This is a genomic window from Pseudomonas sp. BSw22131 (assembly GCF_026810445.1).
GTDB lineage: Bacteria > Pseudomonadota > Gammaproteobacteria > Pseudomonadales > Pseudomonadaceae > Aquipseudomonas > Aquipseudomonas huanghezhanensis.
The window spans coordinates 5,174,989-5,192,500 of sequence record NZ_CP113949.1 but is presented as its reverse complement, the minus strand read 5'-3'; the positions used below and the strand labels follow the sequence as shown (position 1 = coordinate 5,192,500).

Below are 17,512 nucleotides of genomic sequence, written 5' to 3'. Positions count from 1 at the left end.
ACTAGTCGAGTCGGCCTGCGCGGAAGATGTAACGGGGCTCAAACCATGCACCGAAGCTACGGGTATCATCTTATGATGATGCGGTAGAGGAGCGTTCTGTAAGCCTGTGAAGGTGAGTTGAGAAGCTTGCTGGAGGTATCAGAAGTGCGAATGCTGACATGAGTAACGACAATGGGTGTGAAAAACACCCACGCCGAAAGACCAAGGTTTCCTGCGCAACGTTAATCGACGCAGGGTTAGTCGGTCCCTAAGGCGAGGCTGAAAAGCGTAGTCGATGGAAAACAGGTTAATATTCCTGTACTTCTGGTTATTGCGATGGAGGGACGGAGAAGGCTAGGCCAGCCTGGCGTTGGTTGTCCAGGTTTAAGGTGGTAGGCTGGAATCTTAGGTAAATCCGGGATTCTAAGGCCGAGAGCTGATGACGAGTGTCCCTAGGACACGAAGTGGTTGATGCCATGCTTCCAAGAAAAGCTTCTAAGCTTCAGGTAACCAGGAACCGTACCCCAAACCGACACAGGTGGTTGGGTAGAGAATACCAAGGCGCTTGAGAGAACTCGGGTGAAGGAACTAGGCAAAATGGCACCGTAACTTCGGGAGAAGGTGCGCCGGTGAGGGTGAAGGACTTGCTCCGTAAGCTCATGCCGGTCGAAGATACCAGGCCGCTGCGACTGTTTATTAAAAACACAGCACTCTGCAAACACGAAAGTGGACGTATAGGGTGTGACGCCTGCCCGGTGCCGGAAGGTTAATTGATGGGGTTAGCTAACGCGAAGCTCTTGATCGAAGCCCCGGTAAACGGCGGCCGTAACTATAACGGTCCTAAGGTAGCGAAATTCCTTGTCGGGTAAGTTCCGACCTGCACGAATGGCGTAACGATGGCGGCGCTGTCTCCACCCGAGACTCAGTGAAATTGAAATCGCTGTGAAGATGCAGTGTATCCGCGGCTAGACGGAAAGACCCCGTGAACCTTTACTATAGCTTTGCACTGGACTTTGAATTTGCTTGTGTAGGATAGGTGGGAGGCTTTGAAGCGTGGACGCCAGTTCGCGTGGAGCCAACCTTGAAATACCACCCTGGCAACTTTGAGGTTCTAACTCAGGTCCGTTATCCGGATCGAGGACAGTGTATGGTGGGTAGTTTGACTGGGGCGGTCTCCTCCTAAAGAGTAACGGAGGAGTACGAAGGTGCGCTCAGACCGGTCGGAAATCGGTCGTAGAGTATAAAGGCAAAAGCGCGCTTGACTGCGAGACAGACACGTCGAGCAGGTACGAAAGTAGGTCTTAGTGATCCGGTGGTTCTGTATGGAAGGGCCATCGCTCAACGGATAAAAGGTACTCCGGGGATAACAGGCTGATACCGCCCAAGAGTTCATATCGACGGCGGTGTTTGGCACCTCGATGTCGGCTCATCACATCCTGGGGCTGAAGCCGGTCCCAAGGGTATGGCTGTTCGCCATTTAAAGTGGTACGCGAGCTGGGTTTAGAACGTCGTGAGACAGTTCGGTCCCTATCTGCCGTGGACGTTTGAGATTTGAGAGGGGCTGCTCCTAGTACGAGAGGACCGGAGTGGACGAACCTCTGGTGTTCCGGTTGTCACGCCAGTGGCATTGCGGGTAGCTATGTTCGGAAAAGATAACCGCTGAAAGCATCTAAGCGGGAAACTTGCCTCAAGATGAGATCTCACTGGAACCTTGAGTTCCTGAAGGGCCGTCGAAGACTACGACGTTGATAGGTTGGGTGTGTAAGCGCTGTGAGGCGTTGAGCTAACCAATACTAATTGCCCGTGAGGCTTGACCATATAACACCCAAGCAATCTAGCGACCCGAGAGGGCACAGATTGCGGTGACTGTGAAGATGACAGACGCTGAAAGTTTGCAGTACACGAACCAAACTACCTGATCACATACCCGATTTGCCGAAGCGAGGCCCTGGCGACAGGTGCAGCGATTTGGTACCCGAATTTCTTGACGACCATAGAGCATTGGAACCACCTGATCCCATCCCGAACTCAGCAGTGAAACGATGCATCGCCGATGGTAGTGTGGGGTTTCCCCATGTGAGAGTAGGTCATCGTCAAGATTAAATTCCGAAACCCCATCTGCTTACGCAGATGGGGTTTTGTTTATGCGCGCGAAAACTACGTACAGCTCCTGACGCCGCCGTTCCACTTGCGGTCATACTCTGACTTCTATGCATCATTAACATGCCTAGCTATGATGCGTTGCTGATCGTTAGGGCGTAATTACATGCGAACGTTGTTAAGGCTTCTTGAAGATGGTGAGTTTCACTCTGGCGAGGCTTTGGGAGTAGCGCTAGGTGTAAGCAGGGCAGCTGTGTGGAAGAAGCTCCAGCAGTTGGAGGCCGAGCTTGGCATCGAGCTTCACAGGGTGCGTGGTAAAGGGTATCGCTTAGCTGGTCCTATTTGCTTATTGGATACTGTGCAGATATCCGACCTATTACGACCTTTGCTCTGGTCAGTTCATGTGCATCAGAGTCTCGATTCAACTAATGCCGAGGCGATACGGCTGATCAATGAAAGAGCGGCTCTGCCATTGGTGGTTCTGGCTGAACAGCAGACGGCGGGTAGGGGGCGGAGGGGTAGGACCTGGATAAGTCCGTTTGGAGAAAACCTTTACTACAGTCTGGGCCTGAGGATTGACGGCGGGATGCGGCAGCTTGAGGGCTTGAGCCTGCTTGTAGGTCTAGCTGTCATCAAAACTTTGAGAAATGCCGGGATTTCCGAGGCAGGACTTAAATGGCCAAACGATATCCTGGTGGGTCGTCAGAAGCTTGCAGGCATATTGCTTGAGATAACTGGTGATCCTGCTGATGTTTGCCATGTGATAATTGGTATTGGCATCAATATCAATATGCGTACTTCTTCCAGCGTTGATCAATCATGGACCTCGATGAGGCTTGAGAAGGGCCATTTGTTTGATCGTAATCTCATAGTGACGAGCCTCAGTAAGCATCTGGCTGAGTATTTGGCTGAACATCGCAAGGATGGGTTCGCACGTTTTCGGAAGGAGTGGGAAGCGAATCATCTATGGCAGGGTTGTGAGGTGGCTTTGCTGGCAGGCTCAAGTGCGGTTCAAGGCATAGTCCTTGGAGTTGACGCAGCTGGGGGGCTGCGCTTGAGCGTTGGTGATGTCGAGCAAGTGTTTAGCGGTGGAGAACTAAGCCTCCGCCTGTTTGAGGATGTGCCCAGTTGAAGAGCTCGGTCGCTGTATGTCCTTGTTCTACTCGATCAATCTCTGGGTGTCCATTTGCGTTGAATAGGTCTACTACGTTGGGGTTCCTATGCGTTGGCTTTTTATGACCTTACTGATGTTGAACGGTCTCTACTACGTTTGGTATCAGCAGGAGGCGCCGCTTCGCGCAAAGGAAATACTGGTCCCTAATGGACCTCCAGCACATCAGCGCGGTATCCAGCTAATCCATGAGTTAAATGCGGGTATTGCGAGTGTCGGATCTGATCGTTTTGGTAGCGACAAATGCGGTTACCTGAGTGGGCCTATATCTCAAGCAAATGCGCAGATCATTGCTCAGCGTCTAATAAGCCTGGATATCCAAAGTCAGATTGGGAGTTACCCTGAGAGCGTAGAAGCCTACTGGTTGAAGATATCCTCAGAAAGTACTCGCCTGCTTAACGATAATCTGATGAATGGACTGTCCCGAGATTTCCCCGGGCTAAAAATACAAATAATGTACTGCTAAGCCATTGCAACTCATGAATAGTTTGCATAGAATGGCGCCCGCTTCGACGTGCGAGGCAATCTTGGATCGCACGCTCAGCGATAGTCAACGTTTGTAACCTCAGGTTTTTTATGAGAAAACGGTTGACAGAAGGGTGGCATGAGTTGAAAATGCTGCCTCGCTTAGGAGGGGTTCCCGAGCGGCCAAAGGGATCAGACTGTAAATCTGACGTCTACGACTTCGAAGGTTCGAATCCTTCCCCCTCCACCAAATTTCGAGTGTAAGCAGTGAGCTCTGCGGGTGTAGTTTAGTGGTAGAACCTCAGCCTTCCAAGCTGATGATGCGGGTTCGATTCCCGCCACCCGCTCCATGTTCGCTGGTTGTGCTGATTGTTTTGCTCTTGTAGCTCAGTTGGTAGAGCACACCCTTGGTAAGGGTGAGGTCAGCGGTTCGAATCCGCTCAAGAGCTCCATTGCCAAGGCAGATATAAAAGTATCTGCCTTTGTTTTGAGCGAGTGATTTTTCGATCTGTGGCATCAGTGCGGGCCGATTTTCACCGCTTTCAGCTCCTGCTTGGCTATGTATTTCAACATAGATCGATTAGCTGTTGAAAACTTCTTGTTGGGTCACCATAATGGTCGGCCTGATTTTGCTTTTAGGTCAGTAGCTCAATTGGCAGAGCGACGGTCTCCAAAACCGTAGGTTGGGGGTTCGATTCCCTCCTGACCTGCCAGATTCGCAAAATGTATCTGGCTTTCTTTTCACAGGATTTTAGTAGATGAATCCAAAGGCTGAAGCTCTAGACTCCCGCTTTGATTTGCTGAAATGGCTCGTAGTAGTCGTTTTGGTGGTGGTTGGCGTCGTTGGAAATCAATACTACTCGGCGCAGCCAATCCTGTATCGCGTACTCGCACTTCTTGCAATTGCTGTCGTTGCTGCCTTCATAGGTCTGCAGACTGGTAAGGGTAAGGCTTTTTTTGTGTTGGCCAAGGAAGCTCGTGCAGAGATTCGAAAAGTCGTATGGCCTACCCGCCAAGAAACTACACAGACCACTTTGATTGTGGTGGCTGTGGTTCTCGTAATGGCGCTGCTGTTGTGGGGGTTAGATTCCCTGCTCGGCTGGCTTGTTTCCTTGATTGTTGGCTAAGGGTGTCCCGTGGCTAAGCGTTGGTACGTTGTTCATGCTTATTCGGGTTACGAAAAGCATGTTATGCGCTCGTTGGTAGATCGCGTAAAGTCGGCAGGCATGGAAGATGGCTTCGGCGAAATTCTGGTCCCCACTGAAGAAGTTGTGGAGATGCGTAACGGCCAGAAGCGCAAAAGCGAGCGTAAGTTCTTCCCAGGTTACGTGCTTGTGCAGATGGATATGAACGAAGGTACTTGGCATTTGGTCAAGGATACTCCTCGTGTCATGGGCTTTATTGGTGGCACTGCGGATAAGCCGGCCCCCATTACTGACAAGGAAGCTGAAGCGATTTTGCGTCGCGTTGCTGATGGCAGCGATAAGCCCAAGCCTAAAACGTTGTTTGAGCCGGGTGAGGTCGTGCGTGTAACAGACGGCCCTTTCGCGGATTTCAATGGCACGGTTGAAGAAGTTAACTACGAAAAAAGCCGGATTCAAGTGGCTGTGCTTATTTTCGGACGCTCCACTCCGGTGGAGCTTGAGTTCAGCCAGGTCGAAAAGGCGTAGCTGAGCCAGCATCCCATACCCCGCAGCCTTGTGCTGTGGGGTTTTGTCGTCACTGGGATAAACGCGCAAGTAACCGGGGAGCCTTTGAAGGCGTTCGAACCCGTAATTGGAGTGCCTCATGGCCAAGAAGATTACCGCTTACATCAAGCTTCAAGTGAAAGCTGCTCAGGCTAACCCTAGCCCACCTGTTGGTCCTGCACTGGGTCAGCACGGCGTGAACATTATGGAATTCTGTAAGGCATTCAACGCCCGTACTCAGGGTATTGAGCCAGGCTTGCCGACTCCTGTGATCATCACTGTTTACAGTGATCGTAGCTTCACCTTCGAAACTAAAAGCACCCCTGCTTCGGTTCTGCTGAAAAAAGCTGCTGGCTTGACCAGCGGTTCGGCACGTCCGAATACCGTTAAGGTTGGCACTGTTACTCGTGCTCAGCTCGAAGATATCGCAAAGGCAAAAAATGCCGACCTGACCGCTGCTGATATGGACGCCGCTGTGCGTACGATTGCCGGTTCTGCTCGTAGCATGGGCCTCAACGTGGAGGGTGTGTAATGGCTAAGCTGACTAAGCGCCAGAAGGCAATTGCTGCCAAGATCCAACCAGGTAAATCGTACAGCTTCGTTGATGCGGCTGCTTTGCTGACCGAGCTGTCGACCGTCAAATTCAGCGAATCTGTTGACGTTGCTGTAAACCTTGGTGTTGACCCGCGTAAATCTGACCAAGTCGTTCGTAGCGCTACAGTGCTGCCGCACGGTACTGGCAAGACAGTTCGCGTTGCCGTCTTCACGCAGGGCCCCGCAGCAGAAGCAGCTTTGGCTGCCGGTGCTGATCGCGTAGGTATGGACGATCTGGCTGCCGAAATGAAAGCTGGCGACCTCAACTACGATGTAGTCATTGCTTCTCCAGACGCAATGCGCGTAGTGGGTCAATTGGGTCAGATCCTCGGTCCTCGCGGCCTGATGCCTAACCCGAAAGTCGGTACCGTAACCCCTGACGTTGCTACCGCTGTCAAAAACGCGAAAGCTGGTCAGGTGCGTTATCGCACTGACAAAAACGGCATCATCCACACCTCCGTTGGCAAGGTAGGCTTTGACGCCGACAAGCTGAAGGAAAACGTTGAAGCTCTGATCGCTGATCTTAAGCGCATCAAGCCCGCTTCTTCGAAAGGCATTTATGTCAAGCGCGTTACCCTGAGCACTACCATGGGCCCGGGCTTGGTCATCGACCAGGGTTCGCTGGACGCGTGAGACCGACTTGGCAAGGGCGACCTTGTCAGTCAAAAATTGGGGTCCCTGCTTTGCGGGGGCTATCCAAGACCGTAGGCGGCGAAAGTCTTAAAACCCAAGCCTACGCAGATGGTGCTCCCGGTTCCTTACCGAATCAGACACCAAAACGACATCAGGCTTCGGCCGGATGAAACGGTAATAAGCAGGAGTTAAACCCGTGGCAATTAAACTCGATGACAAGAAGGCCATCGTCGCTGAAGTCAACGAGGCTGCCAAAGTCGCTCTTTCCGCTGTTGTGGCTGACGCCCGCGGTGTGACAGTAGGCGCAATGACCGGACTCCGTAAAGAGGCCCGTGAAGCTGGTGTTTACGTACGTGTTGTACGTAACACACTGCTCAAGCGCGCCGTTGCAGACACTCAATACAGTGTTCTCAACGATGTGTTCACTGGCCCGACCTTGATCGCATTCTCCAATGAACACCCAGGTGCTGCTGCCAGACTGTTCAAAGAATTCGCTAAAGGTCAGGACAAGTTCGAGATCAAGGCAGCTGCGTTCGAGGGCAAGTACCTCGCAGCAAATCAGATCGACGTACTGGCAACTCTGCCGACCCGTGACGAAGCAATTTCTCAGCTGATGAGCGTGATCCAAGGCGCTACCAGCAAGTTGGCTCGTACTCTGGCGGCTATTCGCGACCAGAAAGAAGCTGCAGCAGCTTAAGGCTCCGCGCTCCTTTTCGCGTATTTTTGTTTATTTCGATGGTCGCGTAGGCCGTCCCCAATTCAGGAATTAGATTCATGTCTATCTCTCAAGACGATATCCTCAACGCAGTAAGCGAGATGTCCGTTCTGCAAGTCGTTGAGCTGATCAAAGCTTTCGAAGAGAAGTTCGGTGTTACTGCTGCTGCCGCTTCTGCTGGCCCGGCTGCTGCTGCTGCTGTTGTTGAAGAGCAAACTGAATTCAACGTCATGCTGCTGGAAGCTGGCGAGAAGAAAGTTAACGTGATCAAGGCAGTGCGTGAGCTGACCGGTCTGGGTCTGAAAGAAGCCAAGGCTGTAGTTGATGGCGCTCCAGGCATCGTGCTGGAAGCCGTAGCTAAAGACGCTGCTGACAAAGCCAAGGCTACCTTGGAAGAAGCAGGCGCTAAAGTCGAGCTGAAGTAAGTATCGACCTTGCGTTCCAGCCCGCGCGTCTAGCGTAAGGCTGATGGCTGGTGGCTTCTGCCACCGGCCTTTTTCCGTTATAGGCTGCCGGCTAGGTCGGGGCCTTTAACGAGCTGTAACCACCCGTGAGGTGGTGCAAACCATGGGGTTTGCAAGATTTTCTGGCTGCTCCCGTCGGGAGGGGCCAAACAAGCAGGTGACCAAGCTGGGGAACGCTGATGGCTTACTCATATACTGAGAAAAAACGTATCCGCAAGGACTTTAGCAAGTTGCCGGACGTCATGGATGTGCCGTACCTCCTGGCCATCCAGCTGGATTCGTATCGTGAATTCTTGCAAGCGGGAGCGACTAAAGATCAGTTCCGCGACGTGGGCCTGCATGCGGCCTTCAAATCCGTTTTCCCGATCATCAGCTACTCCGGCAACGCTGCGTTGGAGTACGTCGGATATCGTCTGGGCGAACCGGCTTTTGATGTCAAGGAATGTGTGCTACGCGGTGTAACGTACGCCGTACCTTTGCGGGTAAAAGTGCGCCTGATCATTTTCGACAAAGAATCGTCGAACAAAGCGATCAAGGACATCAAAGAGCAAGAAGTCTACATGGGTGAAATTCCCTTGATGACTGAGAACGGTACCTTCGTAATCAACGGTACCGAACGCGTAATCGTTTCCCAGCTGCACCGCTCTCCAGGTGTGTTCTTCGACCACGATCGTGGCAAGACCCACAGTTCTGGCAAGCTGCTGTACTCGGCTCGCATCATTCCTTACCGCGGCTCCTGGCTGGACTTCGAGTTTGATCCAAAGGACTGTGTATTCGTCCGTATCGACCGTCGTCGCAAGCTGCCTGCATCTGTGTTGCTGCGCGCACTGGGCTACACGACCGAACAGGTCTTGGATGCTTTCTACACCACTAACGTTTTTCACGTGCAGGGCGAGAACCTGAACCTGGAATTGGTGCCTCAGCGCCTGCGCGGTGAAATCGCAGTCCTGGATATTCTTGACGATAAAGGCAAGGTTATTGTCGAGCAGGGTCGTCGTATTACTGCTCGCCACATCAATCAGCTTGAAAAAGCTGGTATCAAACAGTTAGAAGTTCCGCTGGATTACGTCTTGGGTCGTACAAGCGCCAAGGCTATCGTCCATCCGGCAACCGGCGAAATCATTGCCGAGTGCAACACCGAACTGAACGCCGAGATCCTGGCTAAGATCGCCAAGGCTCAAGTCGTCCGCATCGAAACGCTCTACACCAACGATATCGACTGTGGTCCGTTCATCTCCGACACGTTGAAGATCGATTCTACCGGCAACCAATTGGAAGCCTTGGTGGAGATCTATCGGATGATGCGTCCTGGCGAGCCACCTACCAAGGATGCAGCTGAAACCCTGTTCAATAACCTGTTCTTCAGCCCTGAGCGTTATGACCTGTCTGCGGTCGGTCGGATGAAGTTCAACCGTCGTATCGGTCGTACCGAGATCGAAGGTTCGGGTGTGTTGTGCAAGGAAGACATCGTCGCGGTATTGAAGACCTTGGTCGATATCCGCAACGGTAAAGGCATTGTCGACGACATCGACCACTTGGGTAACCGTCGCGTTCGCTGTGTAGGCGAGATGGCAGAGAACCAGTTCCGTGTAGGTCTGGTGCGTGTTGAGCGGGCAGTTAAAGAACGTTTGTCGATGGCGGAAAGTGAAGGCCTGATGCCTCAGGATCTGATCAACGCCAAGCCTGTCGCGGCTGCGGTTAAAGAGTTTTTCGGTTCGAGCCAGCTTTCTCAGTTCATGGACCAGAACAACCCGCTGTCGGAGATTACGCACAAGCGTCGTGTATCTGCACTCGGCCCTGGTGGTCTGACTCGTGAGCGCGCAGGCTTTGAAGTTCGTGACGTCCACCCGACGCACTACGGTCGTGTTTGCCCGATCGAAACGCCGGAAGGTCCGAACATCGGTCTGATCAACTCATTGGCTGCTTATGCTCGTACCAACCAGTACGGCTTCCTGGAAAGCCCGTACCGCGTAGTTAAAGATGCGCTGGTAACTGACGAGATTGTGTTCCTTTCTGCTATTGAAGAAGCGGACCACGTTATCGCTCAGGCTTCTGCAGCAATGAACGACAAGAAGCAACTGATCGACGAACTCGTTGCTGTACGTCACTTGAACGAATTTACGGTCAAAGCACCGGAAGACGTCACGCTGATGGACGTTTCGCCGAAGCAAGTGGTTTCCGTTGCTGCATCGCTCATTCCGTTCCTTGAGCACGACGACGCCAACCGCGCGTTGATGGGTTCGAACATGCAGCGTCAAGCTGTGCCAACACTGCGAGCTGACAAGCCGTTGGTAGGTACCGGCATGGAACGTAACGTTGCACGTGACTCGGGCGTTTGTGTCGTCGCTCGTCGCGGCGGTGTGATCGATTCCGTTGATGCAAGCCGTATCGTGGTTCGTGTTGCAGATGACGAAGTTGAAACCGGTGAAGCTGGTGTCGACATCTACAACCTTACCAAGTACACCCGCTCGAACCAGAACACCTGCATTAACCAGCGTCCGCTGGTGAGCAAGGGCGATCGTGTTCAGCGTAGCGACATCATGGCTGACGGCCCGTCCACTGATATGGGTGAGCTGGCTCTGGGTCAGAACATGCGTATCGCGTTCATGGCGTGGAACGGCTTCAACTTCGAAGACTCCATTTGCCTGTCCGAGCGTGTCGTTCAAGAAGATCGCTTTACTACGATCCACATTCAGGAACTGACCTGTGTGGCGCGTGACACCAAGCTTGGGCCAGAGGAAATCACTGCAGACATCCCGAACGTGGGTGAGGCTGCGCTGAACAAGCTGGACGAGGCAGGTATCGTTTACGTAGGTGCAGAAGTTGGCGCTGGCGATATTCTGGTCGGTAAGGTCACCCCTAAAGGTGAAACCCAACTGACGCCAGAAGAGAAGCTGCTGCGTGCGATTTTTGGTGAGAAGGCGAGCGACGTTAAAGACACCTCCCTGCGTGTACCTACTGGTACCAAAGGGACTGTCATCGACGTGCAGGTCTTTACGCGCGACGGCGTTGAGCGTGATGCTCGCGCACTGTCCATCGAAAAGACACAGCTGGACGAAATCCGCAAAGACCTCAACGAGGAGTTCCGCATCGTTGAAGGTGCTACCTTTGAGCGTCTGCGTTCGGCGTTAGTCGGTCGTGTTGCTGAAGGCGGTGCAGGTCTTAAGAAGGGCCAGGAAATCACTGATGAAGTGCTCGATGGGCTTGAGCATGGTCAATGGTTCAAGCTGCGCATGGTCGAGGATGCTCTGAACGAGCAGCTCGAAAAGGCGCAGGCTTACATCGTTGATCGTCGTCGCCTTCTGGATGACAAGTTCGAAGACAAGAAACGCAAGCTGCAGCAGGGCGATGACCTCGCACCAGGCGTTTTGAAGATCGTTAAGGTCTACCTCGCTATCCGCCGCCGCATCCAGCCTGGCGACAAGATGGCCGGACGTCACGGTAACAAGGGTGTGGTCTCCGTGATCATGCCGGTTGAAGACATGCCGCACGATGCCAATGGCACGCCAGTCGATATCGTCCTCAACCCGTTGGGTGTACCTTCGCGTATGAACGTTGGGCAGATCCTCGAGACTCACCTTGGTCTAGCGGCTAAGGGTCTGGGTGAGAAGATCAACCGTATGCTTGAAGAGCAGCGTAAGGTTGCTGATCTGCGCAAGTTCATGAACGAGATCTACAACGAGATCGGCGGTCGTCAAGAAAGCCTGGAAGATCTGTCTGACCAGGAAATCCTGGATCTTGCGAAGAATCTTCGTGGCGGCGTTCCAATGGCGACTCCTGTGTTCGACGGCGCCAAGGAAAGCGAAATCAAGGCCATGCTGAAGTTGGCTGACATGCCAGAAAGCGGCCAGATGCAGCTGTTCGACGGGCGTACTGGTAACAAGTTTGAGCGTCCGGTCACTGTTGGCTACATGTACATGCTGAAGCTGAACCACTTGGTGGACGACAAGATGCACGCGCGTTCCACTGGTTCGTACAGCCTGGTTACCCAGCAGCCGCTGGGTGGTAAGGCTCAGTTCGGTGGTCAGCGTTTCGGGGAGATGGAGGTCTGGGCGCTGGAAGCATATGGCGCGGCTTACACTCTGCAAGAAATGCTCACAGTGAAGTCAGACGATGTAAACGGTCGTACCAAGATGTACAAAAACATCGTGGACGGCGATCACCGTATGGAGCCGGGCATGCCCGAGTCTTTCAACGTGTTGATCAAAGAGATCCGTTCACTCGGTATCGATATCGATCTGGAAACCGAATAACACGTGACGCGAATCGAGGGTGGGTCGTTTTGACCGCCCTCTGCTCCGCCAGGAGGAAAGGCCTTGAAAGACCTACTGAATTTGCTGAAAAACCAGGGTCAAGTCGAAGAGTTCGACGCCATCCGTATCGGGTTGGCATCGCCTGAGATGATCCGTTCGTGGTCGTTCGGTGAAGTTAAAAAGCCGGAAACCATCAACTACCGTACGTTCAAACCTGAGCGTGACGGCCTGTTCTGCGCCAAGATTTTTGGCCCGGTAAAGGATTACGAGTGCCTGTGCGGTAAGTACAAGCGCTTGAAGCATCGTGGTGTTATCTGCGAAAAGTGTGGTGTTGAAGTTGCACTCGCCAAGGTCCGTCGTGAGCGCATGGCTCACATCGAACTGGCATCGCCGGTAGCTCACATCTGGTTCCTGAAATCGCTGCCTTCGCGTATCGGTTTGCTGATGGACATGACGCTGCGTGATATCGAACGTGTTCTCTATTTCGAGAGCTACGTCGTTATCGACCCGGGCATGACCACGCTGGAAAAAGGTCAGCTGCTGAACGACGAACAATACTTCGAGGCGCTTGAAGAGTTTGGCGATGATTTTGACGCTCGCATGGGCGCTGAAGCCGTTCGCGAATTGCTGCATGCAATCGATCTGGAGCACGAGATTGGTCGTCTGCGTGAAGAGATTCCGCAAACCAACTCCGAAACCAAAATCAAGAAGCTGTCCAAGCGGTTGAAGTTGATGGAGGCCTTCCAGGGCTCCGGCAACCTTCCTGAGTGGATGGTGCTGACCGTTTTGCCGGTTCTGCCGCCAGATCTGCGTCCGCTTGTTCCTTTGGACGGTGGTCGTTTTGCGACGTCCGATCTCAACGATCTGTATCGTCGAGTGATCAACCGTAACAACCGTTTGAAGCGTCTGCTGGATCTGTCGGCTCCTGACATTATCGTGCGTAACGAAAAGCGCATGCTGCAGGAAGCTGTGGATGCGCTGCTCGACAACGGTCGTCGTGGTCGCGCGATCACTGGTTCAAACAAGCGCCCTCTGAAGTCCCTGGCTGACATGATCAAGGGTAAGCAGGGTCGTTTCCGTCAGAACTTGCTCGGCAAGCGTGTTGATTACTCGGGTCGTTCGGTAATTACCGTAGGTCCGACACTGCGTCTGCATCAGTGCGGTCTGCCCAAGAAAATGGCTCTCGAGCTGTTCAAGCCGTTCATTTTTGGCAAGTTGGAAATGCGCGGTCTCGCGACCACCATCAAAGCCGCCAAGAAAATGGTTGAGCGTGAGCTGCCAGAGGTCTGGGACGTTCTCGCTGAAGTGATTCGCGAACACCCGGTGCTGCTGAACCGTGCGCCAACGCTTCACCGGCTAGGCATCCAGGCGTTTGAGCCGGTTCTGATCGAAGGTAAAGCTATCCAGCTTCACCCACTGGTCTGTGCTGCTTACAACGCCGACTTCGACGGCGACCAAATGGCCGTCCACGTACCGTTGACGCTGGAAGCTCAGCTCGAAGCGCGTGCGTTGATGATGTCGACCAACAACATCTTGTCGCCAGCCAACGGTGAGCCAATCATCGTTCCTTCGCAGGACGTTGTATTGGGTCTTTACTACATGACTCGTGAAGCGATCAACGCCAAAGGTGAAGGTCGAGTCTTTGCGGATCTGCAGGAAGTTGACCGCGTATTCCGTGCCGGCGAAGCTGCTCTGCATGCCAAGGTCAAGGTTCGCATCCACGAGACTGTCAACGACCGTGATGGCGGCAGTGTCAAGAACACCCGTATTGTCGACACGACTGTTGGCCGTGCGTTGTTGTTCCAGGTTGTTCCGGCCGGCCTGTCGTACGACGTGGTCAACCAGCCTATGAAAAAGAAGGCGATCTCCAAGCTCATCAACCAGTGCTACCGCGTGGTCGGTTTGAAAGAGACCGTTATCTTCGCTGACCAGTTGATGTACACCGGCTTTGCCTATTCGACTATCTCGGGTGTTTCAATTGGCGTTAACGACTTCGTTATCCCGGATGAGAAGGCTCGGATCATCGATGCCGCTACCGAAGAAGTTAAAGAGATCGAAAGTCAGTACGCCTCGGGCCTGGTAACTCAGGGCGAGAAGTACAACAAGGTAATCGACCTTTGGTCCAAGGCGAACGACGAAGTCTCGAAAGCGATGATGTCGAACCTGTCCAAAGAGCGCGTAATTGACCGTCATGGCGTCGAGGTTGATCAGGAATCTTTCAACTCCATGTACATGATGGCTGACTCAGGCGCACGGGGTTCTGCTGCTCAGATTCGTCAGCTGGCGGGGATGCGTGGTTTGATGGCCAAGCCAGACGGCTCGATCATTGAAACGCCTATCACTGCGAACTTCCGTGAAGGTTTGAGCGTACTTCAGTACTTCATCTCTACTCACGGTGCTCGTAAAGGTTTGGCGGATACTGCGTTGAAGACAGCTAACTCCGGTTATCTGACTCGTCGTCTGGTAGACGTGGCGCAGGATCTGGTCGTTACCGAAGTCGACTGCGGTACTGAACACGGTCTTCTGATGACGCCGCACATTGAAGGTGGCGATGTTGTTGAGCCGCTGGGCGAGCGCGTACTGGGTCGTGTAATTGCTCGTGACGTTTTCAAGCCGGGTACTGACGAAGTCATCGTGCCGGCGGGTTCGCTGATCGACGAGAAGTGGGTTGAGTTCATTGAGCTGAACAGCATCGATGAGGTGATCGTGCGTTCGCCGATCAGCTGTGAGACTCGATACGGTATCTGCGCCAAATGCTACGGCCGCGATCTTGCGCGTGGTCACCAGGTGAACATTGGTGAAGCTGTCGGCGTTATAGCTGCTCAGTCAATCGGTGAGCCGGGTACCCAGCTGACGATGCGTACGTTCCACATTGGTGGTGCCGCAAGCCGGACTTCTGCTGCTGACAGCGTTCAAGTCAAGAACGGCGGCATTGTTCGTCTGCATAACCTGAAACATGTCGAGCGTCTTGACGGTCATCTGGTTGCGGTATCGCGTTCTGGTGAGCTCGCAATCGCCGACGAGTTCGGTCGTGAGCGCGAGCGCTACAAGCTCCCATATGGCGCGGTGATTCTGGTTAAGGAAGGCGACAAGGTCGATGCTGGGTCCATAGTGGCCAAGTGGGATCCGCACACTCACCCGATCGTTACCGAAATGAAAGGTACCGTGACCTACGTGGGCATGGAAGAAGGCATAACGATCAAGCGTCAGACTGACGAATTGACCGGATTGACCAACATTGAAGTTCTGGACGCTAAAGACCGTCCTGCAGCAGGCAAAGATATTCGTCCTGCGGTCAAGATGGTCGGAGTCGATGGTAAGGATCTGCTGCTGCCGGGTACGGATGTACCGGCTCAGTACTTCTTGCCAGCTAACGCATTGGTTGGTGTCGCGGATGGTGTGCAAGTGGGTGTGGGTGACGTTATCGCCCGTATCCCGCAAGAAACCTCTAAGACTCGAGATATCACGGGTGGTCTGCCACGCGTTGCGGACTTGTTCGAAGCGCGTCGTCCGAAAGAAGCGTCGATTCTGGCTGAAGTCAGCGGCACCATTGCTTTCGGTAAAGAGACCAAAGGCAAGCGTCGCTTGGTGATTACACCTAACGATGGCACCGATCCGTACGAAGAGCTGATTCCGAAGTGGCGTCACCTGAACGTCTTCGAGGGCGAGCAAGTGAGTCGCGGTGAGGTTATCTCCGACGGTCCGAGCGATCCGCACGATATTCTGCGTTTGTTGGGCGTCAGCGCGCTGGCGAAATACATCGTCAACGAGATTCAAGACGTTTATCGCCTGCAGGGTGTGAAGATCAACGATAAGCACATCGAGACGATCCTTCGTCAGATGCTGCGTAAGGTAGAGATCGCCGAGTCTGGTGATTCAACTTTCATCAAGGGCGACCAGATGGAATTGACTCACGTACTGGTGGAAAACGAGCGCCTGGCTGGGGACGAGAAGTTCGTGTCCAAATTCACTCGCGTTCTACTGGGTATCACCAAAGCGTCGTTGTCTACCGAATCGTTCATCTCTGCGGCCTCGTTCCAAGAGACAACCCGCGTTCTGACCGAAGCGGCGGTAACTGGTAAGCGCGATTACCTGCGTGGCCTGAAGGAGAACGTGGTTGTGGGTCGTTTGATCCCGGCCGGTACTGGTTTGGCTTACCACAGCGAGCGCAAGCGTCGTCGTGAAGTTGACAAGCCGCTGCGTGTAAGTGCGAGCGAAGTTGAAGCTGCTCTGACTGAAGCGCTGAACTCCAGCAGTAACTGAGAGTAGGGCCCCGATTTTCTTAGTCGTTAATACTGACAGGCATTTTGCTGTCGGAGGCGGCTTTGAAGGTCGGGGCTTTGCCTTGACTGGGGGCGGGATCCTCTTTAGACTCCTGTACCCCTAAATCTGGCGGGACTTATGTCCTGCCATTTTGCTTTTCTTGTAAGACAATAGCGTCGCAAGACAACAGTGGAGCTAGTAGATGGCAACTATCAACCAGCTGGTACGTCAGCCGCGTAAGCGTATCGTCGAGAAATCCGACGTGCCTGCGCTGCAGAACTGCCCGCAACGTCGTGGCGTATGCACTCGCGTGTATACTACTACGCCGAAAAAACCTAACTCGGCACTGCGTAAAGTATGCCGTGTGCGTCTGACCAACGGTTTCGAGGTTTCCTCGTACATCGGCGGTGAAGGCCACAACCTGCAAGAACACAGCGTGGTACTGATCCGTGGCGGTCGCGTAAAAGACTTGCCAGGTGTTCGTTACCACACCGTTCGCGGCTCCTTGGATACTTCCGGCGTTAAGGGTCGTAACCAGGGTCGTTCGAAATACGGTACCAAGAAGCCTAAGTAGTCTTTGGCTTCTGTTTGAAATTGCAGATTTCTATTTTTCTGAGTCGATAAGAGTAAGGTCGGGCGCATCCTTAACCGGGTGGTGGTCCCGAGCTAACCTGAAGACCGTTTGAGGGCTTATCCATGCCAAGAAGACGCGTAGCAGCCAAGCGCGATGTGCTTGACGATCCAAAATACGGCAGCCAGATTCTGGCCAAGTTCATGAACCACGTGATGGAAAGCGGCAAGAAAGCCGTTGCCGAGCGTATCGTTTATGGCGCGCTGGAAAAGGTTAAAGAACGTAAGAACAGCGATCCCCTGGAAATCTTCGAGAAAGCTCTCGACGCCATCGCTCCGCTGGTCGAAGTGAAGTCGCGCCGTGTAGGCGGTGCTACTTACCAGGTTCCGGTCGAAGTTCGTCCGTCCCGTCGTAACGCTCTGGCAATGCGCTGGCTGGTAGACTTCGCGCGCAAGCGCGGTGAGAAGTCTATGGCTCTGCGTTTGGCTGGCGAACTGATGGACGCCGCCGAAGGTAAAGGTGCTGCAGTCAAGAAGCGTGAAGACGTGCACCGTATGGCTGAGGCCAACAAGGCTTTCTCGCACTACCGCTTCTAATTTCAGCGTCACTAATTTTG

The 17,512-nt window shown here is 53.4% G+C and carries 11 protein-coding genes, 4 tRNA genes and 2 rRNA genes (1 of these 17 cut by a window edge); all 17 read left to right on the top strand.

All coding sequences use genetic code 11. From position 1 onward, the window contains the following. A 23S ribosomal RNA gene (locus OYW20_RS23465) occupies positions 1–1,797 on the top strand (it extends 1,092 nt beyond the left edge of the window). 165 nt (positions 1,798–1,962) lie between these two features. Beyond that, positions 1,963–2,078: ribosomal RNA gene (rrf, locus tag OYW20_RS23460) — 5S ribosomal RNA — on the top strand. A 167-nt stretch (positions 2,079–2,245) separates the two neighbouring features. Continuing rightward, a complete protein-coding gene (birA, locus tag OYW20_RS23455) occupies positions 2,246–3,211 on the top strand; it encodes a bifunctional biotin--[acetyl-CoA-carboxylase] ligase/biotin operon repressor BirA (RefSeq protein ID WP_268798251.1) in 966 nt (321 codons plus the stop codon). A 669-nt stretch (positions 3,212–3,880) separates the two neighbouring features. Then, a tRNA-Tyr gene (locus OYW20_RS23450) sits at positions 3,881–3,965 on the top strand. 26 nt (positions 3,966–3,991) lie between these two features. Continuing rightward, a tRNA-Gly gene (locus OYW20_RS23445) sits at positions 3,992–4,065 on the top strand. Positions 4,066–4,091: 26 nt separating this feature from the next. Continuing rightward, positions 4,092–4,167, top strand: a tRNA-Thr gene (locus OYW20_RS23440). A gap of 185 nt (positions 4,168–4,352) precedes the next feature. Beyond that, positions 4,353–4,428, top strand: a tRNA-Trp gene (locus tag OYW20_RS23435). A gap of 45 nt (positions 4,429–4,473) precedes the next feature. Then, a complete protein-coding gene (gene secE / locus OYW20_RS23430; RefSeq protein ID WP_268798250.1) occupies positions 4,474–4,842 on the top strand; it encodes a preprotein translocase subunit SecE in 369 nt (122 codons plus the stop codon). Between the two features lie 9 nt (positions 4,843–4,851). Then, complete coding sequence (gene nusG, locus OYW20_RS23425) at positions 4,852–5,385, top strand: transcription termination/antitermination protein NusG (RefSeq protein ID WP_268798249.1); 534 nt, start codon at positions 4,852–4,854, stop codon at positions 5,383–5,385. A 118-nt stretch (positions 5,386–5,503) separates the two neighbouring features. After that, a complete protein-coding gene (rplK, locus tag OYW20_RS23420) occupies positions 5,504–5,935 on the top strand; it encodes a 50S ribosomal protein L11 (protein ID WP_065833634.1) in 432 nt (143 codons plus the stop codon). Next, positions 5,935–6,630 carry a 50S ribosomal protein L1 gene (rplA, locus tag OYW20_RS23415; protein WP_268798248.1) on the top strand — a complete coding sequence of 232 codons (696 nt, stop codon included), beginning with the start codon at positions 5,935–5,937 and terminating at the stop codon, positions 6,628–6,630. The genes rplK and rplA overlap by 1 nt, the downstream gene beginning before the upstream one ends. A 196-nt stretch (positions 6,631–6,826) precedes the next feature. Continuing rightward, entirely contained in the window at positions 6,827–7,327 is a 501-nt protein-coding gene (gene rplJ, locus OYW20_RS23410; RefSeq protein WP_268798247.1) for a 50S ribosomal protein L10, read from the top strand. Between the two features lie 77 nt (positions 7,328–7,404). After that, positions 7,405–7,770 carry a 50S ribosomal protein L7/L12 gene (rplL, locus tag OYW20_RS23405; protein ID WP_268798246.1) on the top strand — a complete coding sequence of 122 codons (366 nt, stop codon included), beginning with the start codon at positions 7,405–7,407 and terminating at the stop codon, positions 7,768–7,770. Between the two features lie 218 nt (positions 7,771–7,988). Then, a complete protein-coding gene (gene rpoB, locus OYW20_RS23400) occupies positions 7,989–12,062 on the top strand; it encodes a DNA-directed RNA polymerase subunit beta (RefSeq protein WP_268798245.1) in 4,074 nt (1,357 codons plus the stop codon). A 63-nt stretch (positions 12,063–12,125) separates the two neighbouring features. Beyond that, positions 12,126–16,325 carry a DNA-directed RNA polymerase subunit beta' gene (gene rpoC / locus OYW20_RS23395; RefSeq protein ID WP_268798244.1) on the top strand — a complete coding sequence of 1,400 codons (4,200 nt, stop codon included), beginning with the start codon at positions 12,126–12,128 and terminating at the stop codon, positions 16,323–16,325. 202 nt (positions 16,326–16,527) lie between these two features. After that, positions 16,528–16,899: a 30S ribosomal protein S12 gene (gene rpsL, locus OYW20_RS23390; protein ID WP_002555494.1), complete on the top strand. Its 372-nt coding sequence runs from the start codon at positions 16,528–16,530 to the stop codon at positions 16,897–16,899. Positions 16,900–17,021: 122 nt separating this feature from the next. Next, on the top strand, positions 17,022–17,492 hold the full coding sequence (gene rpsG, locus OYW20_RS23385; protein ID WP_003400433.1) for a 30S ribosomal protein S7: 471 nt from the start codon (positions 17,022–17,024) through the stop codon (positions 17,490–17,492). The last annotated feature ends 20 nt before the right edge of the window (positions 17,493–17,512 follow it).

Excerpts from the sequence above, each read along its gene's own strand:
- rplA (WP_268798248.1), top strand. The coding sequence starts at position 5,935 with ATGGCTAAGCTGACTAAGCGCCAGAAGGCAATTGCTGCCAAGATCCAA.
- birA (WP_268798251.1), top strand. The coding sequence starts at position 2,246 with ATGCGAACGTTGTTAAGGCTTCTTGAAGATGGTGAGTTTCACTCTGGC.
- secE (WP_268798250.1), top strand. The coding sequence starts at position 4,474 with ATGAATCCAAAGGCTGAAGCTCTAGACTCCCGCTTTGATTTGCTGAAA.
- rpoB (WP_268798245.1), top strand. The coding sequence starts at position 7,989 with ATGGCTTACTCATATACTGAGAAAAAACGTATCCGCAAGGACTTTAGC.
- rplL (WP_268798246.1), top strand. The coding sequence starts at position 7,405 with ATGTCTATCTCTCAAGACGATATCCTCAACGCAGTAAGCGAGATGTCC.
- rplK (WP_065833634.1), top strand. The coding sequence starts at position 5,504 with ATGGCCAAGAAGATTACCGCTTACATCAAGCTTCAAGTGAAAGCTGCT.
- rpsG (WP_003400433.1), top strand. The coding sequence starts at position 17,022 with ATGCCAAGAAGACGCGTAGCAGCCAAGCGCGATGTGCTTGACGATCCA.
- rpsL (WP_002555494.1), top strand. The coding sequence starts at position 16,528 with ATGGCAACTATCAACCAGCTGGTACGTCAGCCGCGTAAGCGTATCGTC.